This is a genomic window from Haemophilus sp. THUN1690, from assembly GCF_059704375.1.
In genome coordinates, this window is sequence record NZ_AP046582.1 from 1,132,307 (window position 1) to 1,147,398 (window position 15,092).

General features: G+C 39.4%; 15 protein-coding genes. 7 read left to right on the forward strand and 8 right to left on the reverse strand.

What is annotated here, in order from left to right; all coding sequences use genetic code 11:
- Positions 1-37: 37 nt before the first annotated feature.
- The 4 genes from leuD to leuA all read right to left on the reverse strand — a co-directional run bounded on the left by leuD (position 38) and on the right by leuA (position 4,936).
- A complete protein-coding gene (gene leuD, locus AC6H22_RS05300; protein ID WP_118817095.1) occupies positions 38-640 on the reverse strand; it encodes a 3-isopropylmalate dehydratase small subunit in 603 nt (200 codons plus the stop codon).
- A 10-nt stretch (positions 641-650) separates the two neighbouring features.
- Positions 651-2,060, reverse strand: a complete 1,410-nt coding sequence (leuC, locus tag AC6H22_RS05305; protein ID WP_005627415.1) for a 3-isopropylmalate dehydratase large subunit — start codon at positions 2,058-2,060, stop codon at positions 651-653.
- 77 nt (positions 2,061-2,137) lie between these two features.
- The gene (gene leuB / locus AC6H22_RS05310; RefSeq protein ID WP_118817096.1) at positions 2,138-3,214 is read right to left on the reverse strand and encodes a 3-isopropylmalate dehydrogenase; all 1,077 of its coding nucleotides are present in this window, start codon (positions 3,212-3,214) and stop codon (positions 2,138-2,140) included.
- A 174-nt stretch (positions 3,215-3,388) separates the two neighbouring features.
- Positions 3,389-4,936 (reverse strand): 2-isopropylmalate synthase, encoded by a 1,548-nt coding sequence (gene leuA / locus AC6H22_RS05315; RefSeq protein ID WP_118817097.1) that lies wholly within the window; start codon positions 4,934-4,936, stop codon positions 3,389-3,391.
- Positions 4,937-5,479: 543 nt separating this feature from the next.
- On the opposite strand from leuA, the gene dprA reads away from it, so the two are divergent.
- The 5 genes from dprA to smpB all read left to right on the forward strand — a co-directional run bounded on the left by dprA (position 5,480) and on the right by smpB (position 9,798).
- Positions 5,480-6,601 (forward strand): DNA-processing protein DprA, encoded by a 1,122-nt coding sequence (gene dprA / locus AC6H22_RS05320; protein ID WP_032825579.1) that lies wholly within the window; start codon positions 5,480-5,482, stop codon positions 6,599-6,601.
- A 52-nt stretch (positions 6,602-6,653) separates the two neighbouring features.
- The gene (yaaA, locus tag AC6H22_RS05325) at positions 6,654-7,430 is read left to right on the forward strand and encodes a peroxide stress protein YaaA (protein WP_005627424.1); all 777 of its coding nucleotides are present in this window, start codon (positions 6,654-6,656) and stop codon (positions 7,428-7,430) included.
- The gene (locus AC6H22_RS05330) at positions 7,423-8,004 is read left to right on the forward strand and encodes an HI_0983 family protein (protein WP_005627426.1); all 582 of its coding nucleotides are present in this window, start codon (positions 7,423-7,425) and stop codon (positions 8,002-8,004) included. The genes yaaA and AC6H22_RS05330 overlap by 8 nt, the downstream gene beginning before the upstream one ends.
- Positions 8,005-8,111: 107 nt before the next feature.
- Positions 8,112-9,077, forward strand: a complete 966-nt coding sequence (gene pfkA / locus AC6H22_RS05335) for a 6-phosphofructokinase (protein ID WP_005627427.1) — start codon at positions 8,112-8,114, stop codon at positions 9,075-9,077.
- Positions 9,078-9,315: 238 nt separating this feature from the next.
- Positions 9,316-9,798, forward strand: coding sequence for an SsrA-binding protein SmpB (smpB, locus tag AC6H22_RS05340; RefSeq protein WP_118817098.1), 483 nt, complete (start codon positions 9,316-9,318; stop codon positions 9,796-9,798).
- A 51-nt stretch (positions 9,799-9,849) separates the two neighbouring features.
- Here the strand turns inward: smpB and AC6H22_RS05345 are convergent, their stop codons facing one another.
- The gene (locus tag AC6H22_RS05345) at positions 9,850-10,638 is read right to left on the reverse strand and encodes an outer membrane protein assembly factor BamD (protein WP_005636887.1); all 789 of its coding nucleotides are present in this window, start codon (positions 10,636-10,638) and stop codon (positions 9,850-9,852) included.
- A gap of 107 nt (positions 10,639-10,745) precedes the next feature.
- On the opposite strand from AC6H22_RS05345, the gene rluD reads away from it, so the two are divergent.
- Together rluD and pgeF are read left to right on the forward strand one after the other, a co-directional pair.
- The gene (gene rluD / locus AC6H22_RS05350) at positions 10,746-11,720 is read left to right on the forward strand and encodes a 23S rRNA pseudouridine(1911/1915/1917) synthase RluD (protein WP_005627435.1); all 975 of its coding nucleotides are present in this window, start codon (positions 10,746-10,748) and stop codon (positions 11,718-11,720) included.
- Position 11,721: 1 nt separating this feature from the next.
- On the forward strand, positions 11,722-12,456 hold the full coding sequence (gene pgeF, locus AC6H22_RS05355; RefSeq protein WP_005627440.1) for a peptidoglycan editing factor PgeF: 735 nt from the start codon (positions 11,722-11,724) through the stop codon (positions 12,454-12,456).
- A gap of 42 nt (positions 12,457-12,498) precedes the next feature.
- Here pgeF and mnmA read toward each other — a convergent pair whose 3' ends face one another.
- The 3 genes from mnmA to AC6H22_RS05370 all read right to left on the reverse strand — a co-directional run bounded on the left by mnmA (position 12,499) and on the right by AC6H22_RS05370 (position 15,070).
- Positions 12,499-13,650, reverse strand: a complete 1,152-nt coding sequence (gene mnmA / locus AC6H22_RS05360; RefSeq protein ID WP_114892576.1) for a tRNA 2-thiouridine(34) synthase MnmA — start codon at positions 13,648-13,650, stop codon at positions 12,499-12,501.
- A 116-nt stretch (positions 13,651-13,766) separates the two neighbouring features.
- Entirely contained in the window at positions 13,767-14,027 is a 261-nt protein-coding gene (nqrM, locus tag AC6H22_RS05365; protein ID WP_118817099.1) for a (Na+)-NQR maturation NqrM, read from the reverse strand.
- Between the two features lie 2 nt (positions 14,028-14,029).
- Positions 14,030-15,070 carry an FAD:protein FMN transferase gene (locus AC6H22_RS05370; protein ID WP_005629185.1) on the reverse strand — a complete coding sequence of 347 codons (1,041 nt, stop codon included), beginning with the start codon at positions 15,068-15,070 and terminating at the stop codon, positions 14,030-14,032.
- Positions 15,071-15,092 lie beyond the last annotated feature (22 nt).

The window sequence follows — 15,092 nt, forward strand, 5'->3', positions numbered from 1 at the left end:
AAAAAGTACGGTGAAAATCACCGCACTTTTATCTTTTTTAGCGCAAGAACGCTGGAATGTTTTTCTCGTATTCTGAGATTTTTTCTTCATGCTGAAGGGTTAAACCTATATTATCAAAGCCGTTTAACAAACAATGACGACGGAATTCATCAAGTTCAAAAGCATAAACTTTATCCCCTACAATAACCGTCATGGCTTCTAAATCCACATGGATTTGTTTGCCTTCATTTACCCACACCCATTGGAAGATTTCTTCTACTTCTTCTTCGCTTAAACGAATCGGTAACATGTGGTTATTTAAGCTGTTGTTGTAGAAAATATCTGCAAAGCTTGGTGCGATCATCACTTTGAAACCATAATCAGCTAATGCCCAAGGCGCATGTTCACGAGACGAACCACAACCTAGGTTTTTACGTGCTAATAAAATGGTCGCGCCTTGATATTGTGGATAATTCAATACGAAATCTGGATTTGGCTTGGTCCCTTCCACATCCAAATAACGCCATTCATGGAATAAATGTTTGCCGAAGCCTACGCGAGTAATGGCTTGTAAAAATTGTTTTGGGATAATCGCGTCTGTATCCACGTTTGCCGCATCCAATGGTACGACTAAGCCTGAAAGTTGTTTAAATCCTGCCATTTTCTGCTCCTTAGTTTAATGTTACGTCACGAATATCAACGAATTTACCGAACATTCCCGCAGCCGCTGCCATAGCAGGGCTCACCAAGTGAGTGCGACCATTACGGCCTTGGCGACCTTCAAAGTTACGGTTTGAAGTAGATGCACAACGTTCCCATTCGCCTAAACGGTCATCGTTCATCCCTAAACACATTGAGCAACCAGGGTTACGCCATTCAGCGCCTGCTTCGATAAAGATTTTATCCAAACCTTCTTTTTCCGCTTGTTCTTTTACTAAACCGGAACCTGGCACCACTAAAATCCGTTTTACGTTATCGGCTTTTTTACGTCCTTTCATCACCGCCGCTGCTGCACGTAAATCTTCAATACGTGAGTTGGTACAAGATCCGATAAATACTTGATCAACTTTAACTTCTTTTAAATTAGTGCCAGCCTCCAAGCCAATATAGTGTAAGGCTTTTTCCGCCGAAGCTCGTTGTACAGGATCTGTCATTTCTTGCGGATTTGGTATGGTTTCATTCACAGAAATCACCTGCCCTGGGTTTGTCCCCCAAGTGACTTGTGGTGCGATGTCTTTGGCTTCTAATGTGATGACCGTATCAAATTTTGCATCATCATCGGATTTTAAGGTTTTCCAATAAGCAACGGCATCATCCCAATCTTTGCCTTTAGGCGCGTGTGGACGATCTTTTAAGTATTTGAAAGTGGTTTCATCGGGTGCGATTAATCCCGCTTTCGCGCCCATTTCAATCGCCATATTACAAACAGTCATACGGCCTTCCATAGAAAGATCACGAATCACTTCACCGCAGAATTCCACCACATGACCTGTGCCACCTGCCATGGTGGTTTTACCGATAATGGCAAGAATAATATCTTTTGCGGTAATGCCTGGCGCTACTTTGCCACGCACTTCAATTTTCATGCTTTTTGCACGGGCTTGCTTTAAGGTTTGCGTGGCTAATACGTGTTCCACTTCAGAAGTACCAATACCAAATGCTAAAGCACCGAATGCACCGTGAGTGGCTGTGTGGGAGTCACCACAGACGATTGTCATACCAGGTAAAGTTAAGCCTTGCTCAGGCCCCATCACATGTACGATTCCCTGCTCTTTCGTTGTTATATCAAATAATTTGATACCCGTCGCTTTGGTATTTTTATCAAGTTCTAACACTTGGATTTTCGCTTGTCCTTCAAGTTTGTTCACATCACGCACTTGAGTAGAAATGCTATGATCCATAGTACCGAAGGTTTTGCTCACTTGACGCACTTGACGGCCTGCAACACGTAAACCATCAAAGGCTTGTGGGCTGGTCACTTCATGGATTAAATGACGGTTAATATACAAAATCGGCGTTTCGCCTTCAGCTTCGTACACCACGTGGGCATCGAATAATTTTTCGTAAAGAGTTTTTGCCATAATTTTTCTCAATTCGTTAGAGTAGTAAGTGCGGTCAAATTTCGGAGTATTTTTGAACCGCACTTTAATTGTTTTTATTAGATTGCGTTAGCGATTAACGTACCCATTTCCGCAGTTGAAACAGGGGCAGAATCATCAGCTAAATCACCCGTACGGTGACCATTTGCTAAGACTTTTTGTACCGCATTTTCAATCGCATCTGCGGCATCATTTAAGTTGAAGCTGTAACGCAACATCATCGCGGCAGAAAGAATTTGTGCGATTGGGTTGGCAATGCCTTTGCCAGCGATATCCGGCGCAGAACCGCCAGCCGGTTCATATAAGCCGAAACCTTCTTCGTTTAAGCTAGCAGATGGCAACATCCCCATAGAACCTGTGATCATCGCCGCTTCATCAGAAATAATATCGCCGAAAATGTTAGAGCAGAGGAGCACATCGAAAGACTCTGGCGCTTTGATTAATTGCATGGTCGCGTTGTCGATATAAATGTGATCTAAGGTGACTTCAGGGTAATCTTTCGCCACTTCAGTCACGGTTTCACGCCATAAGATTGAGGCTTGTAGTACGTTAGCTTTATCCACAGAAGTCACGTGTTTACGACGTTTCATTGCTGCATCAAAAGCCGCATGTGCAATGCGTTCGATTTCATATTTGTAATAAACTTCAGTGTCGAATGCTTTGGTTTGTGCGCCTTCACCTTCACGGCCTTTAGGCTGACCGAAATAAATCCCGCCCGTTAATTCACGCACAACCACCATATCAAAGCCTTTTGCTGCAATATCTGCACGTAATGGGCAGAATTTTTCGAGTCCTTTATAAAGGGTTGCAGGACGAAGATTGCAGAATAATTTGAAATGTTTACGCAATGGTAATAATGCACCGCGTTCTGGTTGTTGATCCGGAGGTAAATTTGTCCATTTAGGGCCACCCACTGAACCAAATAAAATCGCGTCAGCATCATCACAACCTTTTAAGGTTTCTGCCGGTAATGGGCAACCACAATGATCAATTGCAGCACCGCCCACATAAAACTCGTTGAAGTTGAGTTTCAAACCAAATTTTTCTTGGACTTTATTTAATACTTTAATGGCTTCCGCCATGACTTCCGGGCCAATACCGTCTCCTGGTAGAACAGCGATGTTGTATGATTGCATATTATTTTTCCTATTTCTTTCACACTAAAGTGCGGTTAATTTTCTTCATATTTCTCCCCTATTTTGTAAAGAGGGGCTGGGGGGAGATTTTAACGATATAAAATTCACCACTGAGGTTGATGTTACTTCTGCCAAATCTCCCCTAACCCCTCTTTGCTAAAGAGGGGGATTGAGTTAATGATGTTTATGATTCTTAATATCTGCCACCTTATGCGCACGATAAATGGCATTAATTGCATGAACTAAAGCAAGTGCGGAAGATTCAACGATGTCTGTCGCTAAACCAACACCATGGAATTTACGCCCTTCGTTTTCAACGACAATATCCACTTGCCCTAATGCTTCTGCCCCCTCGCCTTTAGCGGTTAAGTTATAGTGAGACATTTTGATTTCTAAGCCAGTTAAATTTAAGATGGCGTTGTAAACCGCATCCACTGGGCCATTGCCGCCAATTGAAGACGTACTTAATTTTTCGCCATCCAATTTCAATTGAACAAAAGCTGTTGCTGGATATTCTTTTGTTGAATGCGCTGAAAGCTTATCTAATACCAAACGATCTTCATCCCCTTGTTGCATATCGATGAACGCCAATGCTTCTAAGTCATAATCGAATACCTGACCTTTTTTATCCGCCAATTTTAAGAACGCATCATACAATTTATCCAAATCATAATCTTGCTCAGTGTAGCCCATGTCGGTCATGTGGCCCTTCACTGCTGCACGGCCGGAACGCGCGGTTAAATTCAATTTTTCTTTTTTCAAACCGATCGTTTCTGGAGACATTATTTCGTAGGTATTTTTGTTTTTCAACATACCATCTTGATGAATGCCAGAAGAGTGCGCAAAAGCATTTGAACCCACAATGGCTTTATTCGGTTGAATCGGCATATTGCAAAGTTGGCTGACCATTTGACTCACGCGATGAATTTCTTGAGTATTGATACGAGTATCCACGCCCATAAAATCCTGACGCACTTTCATGGCCATCACCACTTCTTCAAGGGAAGTATTGCCCGCACGTTCACCAATTCCATTAATGGTACATTCAATTTGGCGAGCACCATTTTGCACTGCCGTTAAAGAATTAGCGGTTGCCATACCTAAGTCATTGTGGCAATGCACAGAAATCACGGCTTTGTCGATATTCGGCACGCGATTGCGCATTTGAGCAATAATGTTGCCGTATTCATTTGGTAAGCAGAAACCAACGGTATCTGGAATGTTTACTGTGGTCGCACCCGCATTAATTGCGGCTTCAACAATACGACAGATATTATCGATGCCTGTACGGCCTGCATCTTCGCAAGAGAACTCAACATCATCCGTATAATTACGTGCGCGTTTCACTGCTGCAACGGCCATTCCTACCACATCATCAAAAGAACGTTTTAACTTCGCTTCAACATGCAATGCAGAGCTTGCAATAAAAGTATGAATACGGAATGCTTTAGCAACTTTCAATGCTTCGTATGCGGCATCAATGTCTTTACCTACGGCTCGAGATAACGCCGCAACACGAGAGTTTTTGATATGACGCGCAATGGTTTGAACAGACTCAAAATCCCCTTGAGAAGAAACAGGGAACCCCACTTCCATTACATCCACGCCTAAGCGTTCAAGTGCTAAAGCGATCTGTAATTTTTCTTTTACCGTCAAACTTGCTTTTAATGCCTGTTCCCCATCACGCAAGGTAGTATCAAAAATAATAACGCGATCTGTCATAACAATGTCCTTACTAAAAGTCCTTCTGAAATCACTCCAAAAGTGCGGTGCATTTTCCTGTATTTTTTAGACAAAAAACCCGCAACTTATAAAGTGCGGGTTTAAAATTGGGTATTTACATCTGACTGTTTTTCATCCACAACTTAGCCGCACACAAAGTGTGAGAGCAGCAGGTTGAGAGATAAAGAAACAATACGAGACATAAATAAAAATCCTTCTGTGTAAAACGCTTTTCATATTACGAATAAAAAACTGGTTGTCAAACTATTTTTTAGCGTTTTATATTAAAAGCAATCATTCAAACACAAGATAAAATATACATTTAACTAATAAATTTAAAATAAAAAGAATATTCAACCAAATTGATTGCAATCAGCAAATTTTTATTATTAAATTTTTTACATTTTCAAAATAAGAAAAATTTTGCAATTTTTTACTCATCAAAAAGAATTTTTGCGATCTATATCGCAAAATGCTTTCAAGTTAATCGTTTCTTTCAATCGTTTTTTCCATACTAAATTTTCAAATCAAAAAGGAAAAAGCATGCACGATATTACTTACACGCTACTCCGCCTAATGCAAGTCCCTAAACTTAGCGGAGTGGGCATTGATAAAATTTTATCCAATATTACGCTAGATGAGTTGCTCAATTATGATGATGTTGCTTTTCGACAAATGGGATGGGGAGCCATTCAAATTCGTCGTTGGTTCAAGCCTGAAACAAAATTTATTGAGCCAGCGCTAGAGTGGTCACAAAAAGAGAGAAATCATTTGGTAAATTATTTTTCCCCTTTTTACCCCTTTCTATTGAAACAGATAGCGAGCTTTCCCCCTCTGCTATTTGTAAAAGGAAATTTGACCGCACTTTCACAACGTCAAATTGCCATGGTGGGAAGTCGCTACTGCACGGCTTATGGTGAATATTGGGCTAAATATTTTGCTACGGAACTATCATTGGCAGGCTTTACGATTACCAGTGGACTAGCATTGGGAATAGATGGGCATTGTCATCAAGCAGTTGTTGATATTCAAGGACAAACCATTGCAGTTTTAGGAAGCGGATTAGAACAAATTTATCCCGTAAAGCACCGAAAACTTTCAGAACTCATTTTGCAAAACAACGGTACATTAGTTTCTGAGTTTTTACCAAACCAAGCACCAATTGCAACAAATTTCCCTCGTCGTAATAGGATTATTAGCGGGCTTTCAGTCGGGACATTAGTGGTTGAAGCCACAGAAAAAAGTGGCTCTCTGATTACCGCTCGATATGCATTGGAACAAAACCGAGAGGTTTTTGCTGTGCCAGGCAATATTCAAAGTGAATTTAGCCAAGGTTGTAATCGTCTCATTAAACAAGGCGCAATGTTGGTGGAAAATGCAAAGGATATTTTGGAAACTCTCTACCAACATTCTATCCATAGCCAAACTGAAATCGATTTTGACCAGATCTCTGTGCCTAATTACACGCCACCACCCGATCCTCGCCGATTGGTGGAAGCACCAAGTCACCCTAAACTTTACTCGCGTATCGGTTACACGCCTGTGAGTATTGATGATTTAGCTGAAGAATTTAACTTGAGTGTCGATGTTTTACTTGTTCAGTTGCTCGATCTTGAATTGCAAGATCTCATCATGAGTGAAAATGGGCTATATAAACGCGTTTAGTGTAAATTTTTATGCTAATATACGCCCATTCTTTTTTCATAAAAGGACGATTATGTTAGCCATTATCTCCCCTGCGAAAACCCTTGACTTTGAAAGTGCGGTAAAAAATTTTCCTGTTTCTCAACCGCACTTTACTGATTACAGCGAACAACTTATTGAGGTTTGTCGTAAACTTTCTCCACAAGCTCTTTCATCTCTTATGTCTATCAGCGATAAATTAGCTGGTCTAAATGTTGCACGCTTTGCAGAATGGACAAAAATTCACGATGAAAATAATTCCCGCGCTGCATTATTTGCATTTAAAGGCGATGTTTATACTGGTTTAGATGCTGATTCCCTTTCGGAAGATGATGTTGCCTTTGCACAATCCCATTTACGTATGCTGTCTGGGCTTTATGGGCTTTTAAAACCACTTGATTTAATGCAACCTTACCGATTAGAAATGGGAACAAAATTATCCAATCCGAAAGGAAAAGATCTGTATGCCTTTTGGGGAAATGTGATTACTCAAGCGGTTCAACAAGCTATAGATGAACAAGGTGATAATGTTCTGATAAATTTAGCCTCTGATGAATATTATAAATCTGTTAAAGAAAACCAGCTTAATGCAAAAATTATTAAGCCAGTTTTCTTAGACAATAAAAATGGCAAATACAAAGTAATTAGCTTTTATGCTAAAAAAGCTCGAGGCTTAATGTGCCGTTATCTTATTCAAAATCGTTTAACTGACATTGAACAGTTAAAAGAATTTGATTTAGCTGGTTATTGGTTTGATTCAGCCTCATCCACTGAAAACGAATTTGTATTTAAGCGAGATATCAATGAATAAAATTTTTGTTATATTGACCGCACTTATACTCTCTGGCTGTGCAACTAAACTGACTCAATTAAATGTTCCTACACAGTTAGAGCACAACGGTAAAAATTATGCCCTTACCGGCAGCCAAGATTTAGAAACCATTGCACGCTATGTTTATATAGCTAAGCCAGATACGCTAGAAAATTGGCAATCTGAAATTGAAATTCTCTTTGATCGCAATCAACCTACGCGTTCAATTAAAGAGCGGATCGCATTGAGAGAACGTATTTATCGTAATACAGGCGTAAAAGATTTCCATTTTAATGCTATTCCAGAAAATTCGACGAATCCACATGAATTAAATGGATATGTCATCTATTCGCCAACGAAAGAAAATCCATCTTGGCAAGTGAATGTGATGAAAGGACGACAATTACCGCAATGTGGCTTTGTTCAGTATCAATATTCACAAAAAGTACAGCAACCAACACTTTCTAAACATTTATCCGTCGATAAAGTGCAACAACATTTGCAAAAATACGTTGTGGATATAGAAAGAAAGCATTTACAAGATTTGAAGTGGCAACTGTTCTGTCAAAAATAATGTAAAAAATTATGCCGGATCAAAATCTCATCAGATTTTGCTAGAGCAGATACCTCTAATGATGTAATCTTATGCCAGTTTCCAATTACGGTTAAAAGTAGGTAAATATGATCAAAAAAATTGCAGTTTTAACAAGTGGTGGCGATGCGCCAGGTATGAATGCAGCAATTCGTGGCGTAGTACGTTCAGCACTTGCAGAAGGTCTAGATGTATTTGGTATCTATGATGGTTACCAAGGCTTATACAACAATAAAATCAAGCAACTAAACCGCTACAGCGTATCAGACGTGATTAATCGTGGCGGTACGTTCTTAGGTTCTGCACGCTTTCCTGAATTTAAGGATCCAAATGTTCGTGCGAAATGTGCTGAAATTTTACGTTCTCACGGCATTGATGCACTTGTTGTTATCGGTGGTGACGGTTCTTACATGGGCGCAAAATTGTTAACTGAAGAACATGGTTTCCCTTGTGTTGGCTTACCTGGCACTATTGATAATGATGTTGCAGGTACTGACTATACCATCGGCTATCAAACCGCATTACAAACTGCAGTCGATGCTATCGACCGTTTACGCGATACCTCAAGCTCACACCAACGTATTTCTATCGTTGAAATTATGGGTCGCCACTGTAGTGACTTAACGATTTCTGCAGGCATCGCTGGCGGTTGTGAATATATCGTCGCATCAGAAATTGAATTTAATCGAGAAGAATTAATTCAACAAATTGAACGTAGCATTATTCGTGGTAAACGCCATGCAATTATTGCAATCACTGAACTTTTAACCGATGTCCATTCTCTGGCAAAAGAAATTGAAGCTCGCGTTGGGCACGAAACTCGTGCAACTGTTTTAGGGCATATTCAACGTGGCGGCTCTCCTTGTGCATTTGACCGTATTCTTGCTTCACGTATGGGCGCATACGCGGTAGATTTATTGCTACAAGGTAAAGGTGGCTACTGCGTAGGCATCCAAAATGAACAACTTGTTCACCATGATATTATTGATGCCATTAATAATATGCAGCGTGTATTTAAGGCTGATTGGCTTAAAGTGGCAAAACGTTTGGAATAATCGTTTATTCACTTTATATAAATCACCAAAACTTAATTCATCTTTTTTATCTCACTTAAACAGACACAGCAATGTGTCTGTTTTTTCTTACAAAAGTGCGGTGATTTTTTCTTGAGTTTTCTATAAATCTTTTAAAGCTTGAAAATAAACGCGACTGCCAGTTCTCCCTAGATGATCTTTTTTGCTATAAAAATAGATATCCGATAAAATGCGCCAAGCAAAATAAGGTATAAAAATTATGACAAAGAAAAAAGTAAAACCAGGATCAAATACTATCGCACTGAATAAACGTGCGAGACATGATTATTTTATAGAAGATGAAATTGAAGCAGGTCTTGAACTACAAGGCTGGGAAGTCAAATCAATGCGCGCAGGCAAGGCAAACATTAGTGATAGTTATGTCATTTTCAAAAATGGCGAAGCCTTTTTATTCGGCGCAAGCATTCAGCCATTAAATGTTGCATCAACGCACATTGTTTGTGATCCAACTCGCACTCGTAAGTTATTATTAAATAAACGTGAACTAGCATCCCTATTTGGCAAAGCAAACCGAAACGGTTTTACCATCGTAGCGCTTTCTCTTTACTGGAAAAGTGCATGGGCAAAAGTCAAAATTGGTTTAGCTAAAGGTAAAAAACAACATGATAAACGCGATGATATCAAAGAGCGTGAATGGAAAGTAACAAAAGATCGCATTATGAAAAATGCACATCGAGGATAATATATAGCAAAAAGCCCGAAGTTATTCGGGCTTTTTATTCATATCTTATGACTATTTAGCAGTCGGAACTTTTAATTCTGGCTCATCTGGTTTTTCAATTGGTGCAAAGGTTTTATCTTTATTCGCATCAATAATTTTTTGGGTATCATTGGCTAATGCTGTTAAACCCATTTTTTCATAAGCTTCTTTCATCAAAGATAAACCTTCATAAGTTGCTTTAGCATCAGGATATTGTTTCAACATTCCAACTACACGGTTTGATACTGCAACCCAAGCATCACGTTTTGCATAGAATTTTGCAATATCTAACTCATGACGAGCAAGCGCATCTTTAATATAAGCCATACGCGCTAAAGCATCTTGAGCATAAGGGCTGTTAGGGAATACACGAACTAAATTTTGGAAATTAGAAAAAGCGGTACGCATAGAAGTGGTTTCACGTGTCGCACGATCAATTCCAAAGAAATCTTGAATAAAATTATCACCTGTTGCAGCGTTGGTTAACCCCGCCATATACACTGCATAGTCTTGGTTCGGACTTTGTGGGAATTGATGTAAAAAGCTATCTACCGTCAATAATACTTGCGTATAATCTTGTGCTTTATAGTTTGCATAAATTAAATCTAGCATCGCCTGTTCTTGATAAATACTACCAGGGAAACGTTCAGTCGCTGCTTTTAAATAACGAATAGCTTCAGAATAGCCGCCTTCTTGTAATGATGTGACACCTTTAGTGTACAACTCATTTACTGATGCTTGCTCAACATCTTTTGAACCACTTGAACATCCAACAACTAATGCTGCCACGGCAAGCAATGCCAAAGATTTTATTTTACGCATTGTTTTTTCCTTAATTTTTACGAAAACCAATAAATAAGATACAATTGTCCGCTATTGTATAGAACATTAATCAATAAGCCAACTTTTAAAATTTTTGAGAGCTATTTATGCCACAAATTACCCTTTCGGCTGAAGTGCAGCCAGAACAAATCGGACAGCGTTTAGACCAAACACTTGCAGAGTTGTTCCCGGAATATTCTCGTTCCCGATTAAAAACGTGGATTGAAGCCGATCTCGTAAAACTTAATGATCGCATTGCCAATATTCCGCGTGAGAAAGTGCTCGGAGGAGAAAAAATAGAAATCACCGTAGAAGTGGAAGATGAGACACGTTTTGAACCAGAAAATATTCCATTGAATATCGTGTATGAAGATGACGACATTATTGTGATTAACAAACCCAAAGATCTTGTCGTACACCCTGGTGCTGGCAATCCAAATGGAACTGTGCTCAATTCACTACTCTATCATTATCCGCCAATTGCAGAAGTACCGAGAGCAGGAATTGTGCATCGATTAGATAAAGATACGACAGGTCTAATGGTTGTTGCGAAAACTATTCCAGCACAAACCAAGTTAGTACGCGACTTACAAAAACGCAAAATTACGCGTGAATATGAAGCAGTAGCATCAGGCATTATGACTAAAGGTGGCACAGTCGATCAACCTATGGCTCGTCATGCAACCAAACGTACTTTAATGGCGGTTCATCCAATGGGAAAACCAGCTGTCACCCATTATCGTATTATGGAGAATTACCGTAACTACACCCGTTTACGTTTACGTTTAGAAACGGGACGTACACATCAAATCCGTGTTCATATGGCACATATTGCCCATCCATTACTAGGCGATCAAACCTATGGCGGACGCCCTCGTCCACCCAAAAATGCAAGTGAAGACTTTATGGAAGTATTGCGTAATTTCAAACGTCAAGCTTTACATGCGGTCATGCTACGCTTAGCTCATCCAATTACAGGTGAAATGATGGAATGGTATGCACCATTACCAGATGACTTTGTTGAATTGCTTAATGCACTCAAAGCCGACTATCTCGAACATCAAGATGAGTTAGATTATTAACATGCAAGCGATAAACCCAAATTGGAACGTTCCAAAGAATATTCATGCCTTTACTACTACTCGTGAAGGGGGCGTGAGCTTGGCGTCTTATTTTAGTTTCAACTTAGGCGATCATGTCGGTGATAACAAAAGTGCGGTAAAAACTAACCGCACTTTATTAGTAGAAAAATTTGGTTTGCCACAAACACCTATATTTCTAACTCAAACACACAGTACTCGAGTGATTCAATTACCTTACTCAGGACAAAATCTTGAAGCGGATGCAGTTTATACAAATGTTCCTCATCAAGTTTGTGCTGTTATGACGGCAGACTGTTTGCCAGTTCTATTCACCACAACATCTGGCAATGAAGTAGCTGCAGCACATGCTGGCTGGCGTGGTTTATGTGATGGCGTATTAGAAGAAACTGTCAAATGCTTTCAGGCTAAACCTGAAGGTATTGTCGCGTGGTTTGGCCCTGCAATTGGACCAACTGCATTTCAAGTTGGAATTGATGTTGTAAAACAGTTTATTGCGATAGATGAAAAAGCCAAACTCGCCTTTCAACCTGATGCCATAGAAGAAGGTAAGTACCTAGGTAATCTTTATCAAATCGCAACTCAGAGATTAAACAATCTAGGCATTACGCAAATTTATGGTGGAAATCACTGTACATTCAATGAAAAAGAATTGTTCTTTTCTTATCGCCGTGACAACCAAACGGGCCGAATGGCAAGTGTCATTTGGTTTGAATAAATAGTCTAAAAGCGCATAAAATGCGCTTTTAGTATCTTTATTTTATATTCTTTCTTCGATAATACCACCGCCCAAACAAACTTCACCAAGGTAAAATACGGCAGATTGTCCTGGTGTGACGGCTGATTGAGGTTCATCGAAAATCACTCGAATAGTTTCATCATCAATCGGTTCAATCACACAAGGAATATCTTGTTGGCGATAACGTGTTTTCACCGTGCAACGTAATAACTCATGAATTGGCTCGCGATCAACCCAATGTAATTGGCTAGCAATCAAACCTTTTGAAAATAAACGAGGATGGTCATGCCCCTGAGCAACAATAAGTTCGTTATTTTCTACATCCTTATCTACCACATACCAAGCCTCATCACCCGCATTTTTTAAACCACCAATGCCTAATCCTTTACGCTGTCCCAACGTGTGATACATCAAACCATCATGGCGACCAATAATTTCACCATCAACAGTACGAATATCACCAGGCTGAGCCGGTAAGTAACGCGCTAAGAAATCCTTAAATTTACGCTCACCAATAAAACAAATACCGGTAGAGTCTTTTTTCTTCGCCGTAATTAAGCCAAGATCTTCAGCAATAGCGCGAACAATCGGCTTCTCGATTTCACCAACGGGGAATAAACTTTGCCCCACTTGTTTGTGGCTTAAGGTATAAAGAAAATAACTTTGATCTTTATTGGCATCTAGACCACGTAATAATTTTGCATTTTCATCATCACCAGCTCTACGTACATAATGCCCTGTTGCAATGTAATGAGCACCAAGATCTTCAGCAGCATATTCTAAAAATGCTTTAAATTTAATTTCTTTATTACACAAAATATCTGGGTTCGGCGTACGCCCTGCTTTATATTCAGTTAGAAAATGCTCAAAGACATTATCCCAATATTCTGCAGCAAAATTAATTTTATGTAATTTGATACCCAATTTATCACATACAGCCTGAGCATCTGCAAGATCAGCTGCTGCAGTGCAGTAATCCGTATCATCATCTTCTTCCCAGTTTTTCATAAACAGGCCTTCAACCTGATAGCCTTGCTGTTGAAGAATAAACGCTGACACAGAAGAATCTACACCACCAGACATACCACAAATGACTTTTTTTGTCGCATTTCTCGCAAGCTGCTCTTGCGTCAATTGAGGAAAGTGTTGATTATAAGTATTTGAAATTAACATAGTTCTCCCGTAACTTCGGTTAAGGCGAAGCACATTGGTTATTGAATGAGAAAACGGCAAAATAATTTTGCCGTTAATTTTATTTTGCACATAAAGTGCGGTCATTTTTGAGCAAGTTATTTCACTTCATAAAATTGCGAGTCATCATCTTTTTTTGCAAATTTTTGCTCATATTCAGCTTTCGCTTGTTCATCGCCCGCATCTAATTTTGATTGAAGCGTATCGCAAGGTTTATCACAATCGCAAACTTTGGCAATACCAAGGGTAGATAAACCACCACAGCTGCCTTTTAAACTTTGTTTTTTGATAATAAATCCAATAGACATCAACAATATAATTGCGACGAAAGCGATTAAAGTAAAAAATAAAGTTTGCATAACTATTCTTTTGTTTCTGTTAATTTTTTGAACGCAGAGGATGATTTTGTGACAAAACCACTATCTGTTTTAATGATTAAGTAAATGGCAAAATTATTTTTCTCTGCCACTTCTAACGCCTTGTCTTCACCCAGTACAAATAACCCTGTTGATAGGCCATCTGCAGTCATTGAAGTTGGTGCAAGTACCGTAATTGAGGCTAAATGATGCTGAATTGGGTAACCTGTTTTCGGATCAATTTCATGAGCAAAGCGTTTACCATTTTCTTCAAAGTAAATCCGATAATCGCCAGAGCTTGCCATTCCCATATTGTCTAATCCAATGACAGCTTCAACCGCTCTTTCACCTGTTGTAGTTGGTTTTTCAATTGCGATCTGCCAAGGTTTACCTTCAATATTTTTTCCTTTCGCACGAATTTCACCGCCGATTTCAACCATATAATTCTGAGCATTTAGTTCTTCTAACTTTTCAGCCACTTGATCAACACCAAAGCCTTTAGCAATCGAGGACAAATCGACATAAACTTGAGGAAGTGCTTTGCTTAATGTCGGTTTTGCACCACTCATATCGAGGGCAATTTTATCAATACCAACCCAAGCTTGGCGTTCAGCTAATTGTTCTGGCGTAGGTTGTTTTTCTGGGCGTTTTTCTGGGCCAAATCCCCATAAATTCACAACTGGGCCAACAGTTACATCCAGTGCACCTTCAGTCACTTTATTTAAACGAATCGCTTCGGCCAATACTTTGGCAAAATCTGCTGAAATCTCAATCGGTGTATTCACTTGAGTATTTTGATTGAAACGGCTCAGTTCCGAATCTTTTTTGTAAGTGGACATTTTAGCGTTCACATCTTTTAAGATAGCTTCAATTTCTTCATGCGTCTTTTCAGATGTTGCTTTCATCGAGCCTTCATCAAGGTATTTAACATGATAAGTTGTTCCCATTGTTTTACCACTTAATGAGATAACTTTTGTTTCTTTTTGACAGGCTGCAAGACTTAATACCATTGCCACAGCCATAATACCACTTATTAATTTTTTCATCTGGATTTCCTACATCTGTGAA

Excerpts from the sequence above, each read along its gene's own strand:
- leuD (WP_118817095.1), bottom strand. The coding sequence starts at position 640 with ATGGCAGGATTTAAACAACTTTCAGGCTTAGTCGTACCATTGGATGCG.
- leuC (WP_005627415.1), bottom strand. The coding sequence starts at position 2,060 with ATGGCAAAAACTCTTTACGAAAAATTATTCGATGCCCACGTGGTGTAC.
- leuB (WP_118817096.1), bottom strand. The coding sequence starts at position 3,214 with ATGCAATCATACAACATCGCTGTTCTACCAGGAGACGGTATTGGCCCG.
- leuA (WP_118817097.1), bottom strand. The coding sequence starts at position 4,936 with ATGACAGATCGCGTTATTATTTTTGATACTACCTTGCGTGATGGGGAA.
- dprA (WP_032825579.1), top strand. The coding sequence starts at position 5,480 with ATGCACGATATTACTTACACGCTACTCCGCCTAATGCAAGTCCCTAAA.
- yaaA (WP_005627424.1), top strand. The coding sequence starts at position 6,654 with ATGTTAGCCATTATCTCCCCTGCGAAAACCCTTGACTTTGAAAGTGCG.
- AC6H22_RS05330 (WP_005627426.1), top strand. The coding sequence starts at position 7,423 with ATGAATAAAATTTTTGTTATATTGACCGCACTTATACTCTCTGGCTGT.
- pfkA (WP_005627427.1), top strand. The coding sequence starts at position 8,112 with ATGATCAAAAAAATTGCAGTTTTAACAAGTGGTGGCGATGCGCCAGGT.
- smpB (WP_118817098.1), top strand. The coding sequence starts at position 9,316 with ATGACAAAGAAAAAAGTAAAACCAGGATCAAATACTATCGCACTGAAT.
- AC6H22_RS05345 (WP_005636887.1), bottom strand. The coding sequence starts at position 10,638 with ATGCGTAAAATAAAATCTTTGGCATTGCTTGCCGTGGCAGCATTAGTT.
- rluD (WP_005627435.1), top strand. The coding sequence starts at position 10,746 with ATGCCACAAATTACCCTTTCGGCTGAAGTGCAGCCAGAACAAATCGGA.
- pgeF (WP_005627440.1), top strand. The coding sequence starts at position 11,722 with ATGCAAGCGATAAACCCAAATTGGAACGTTCCAAAGAATATTCATGCC.
- mnmA (WP_114892576.1), bottom strand. The coding sequence starts at position 13,650 with ATGTTAATTTCAAATACTTATAATCAACACTTTCCTCAATTGACGCAA.
- nqrM (WP_118817099.1), bottom strand. The coding sequence starts at position 14,027 with ATGCAAACTTTATTTTTTACTTTAATCGCTTTCGTCGCAATTATATTG.
- AC6H22_RS05370 (WP_005629185.1), bottom strand. The coding sequence starts at position 15,070 with ATGAAAAAATTAATAAGTGGTATTATGGCTGTGGCAATGGTATTAAGT.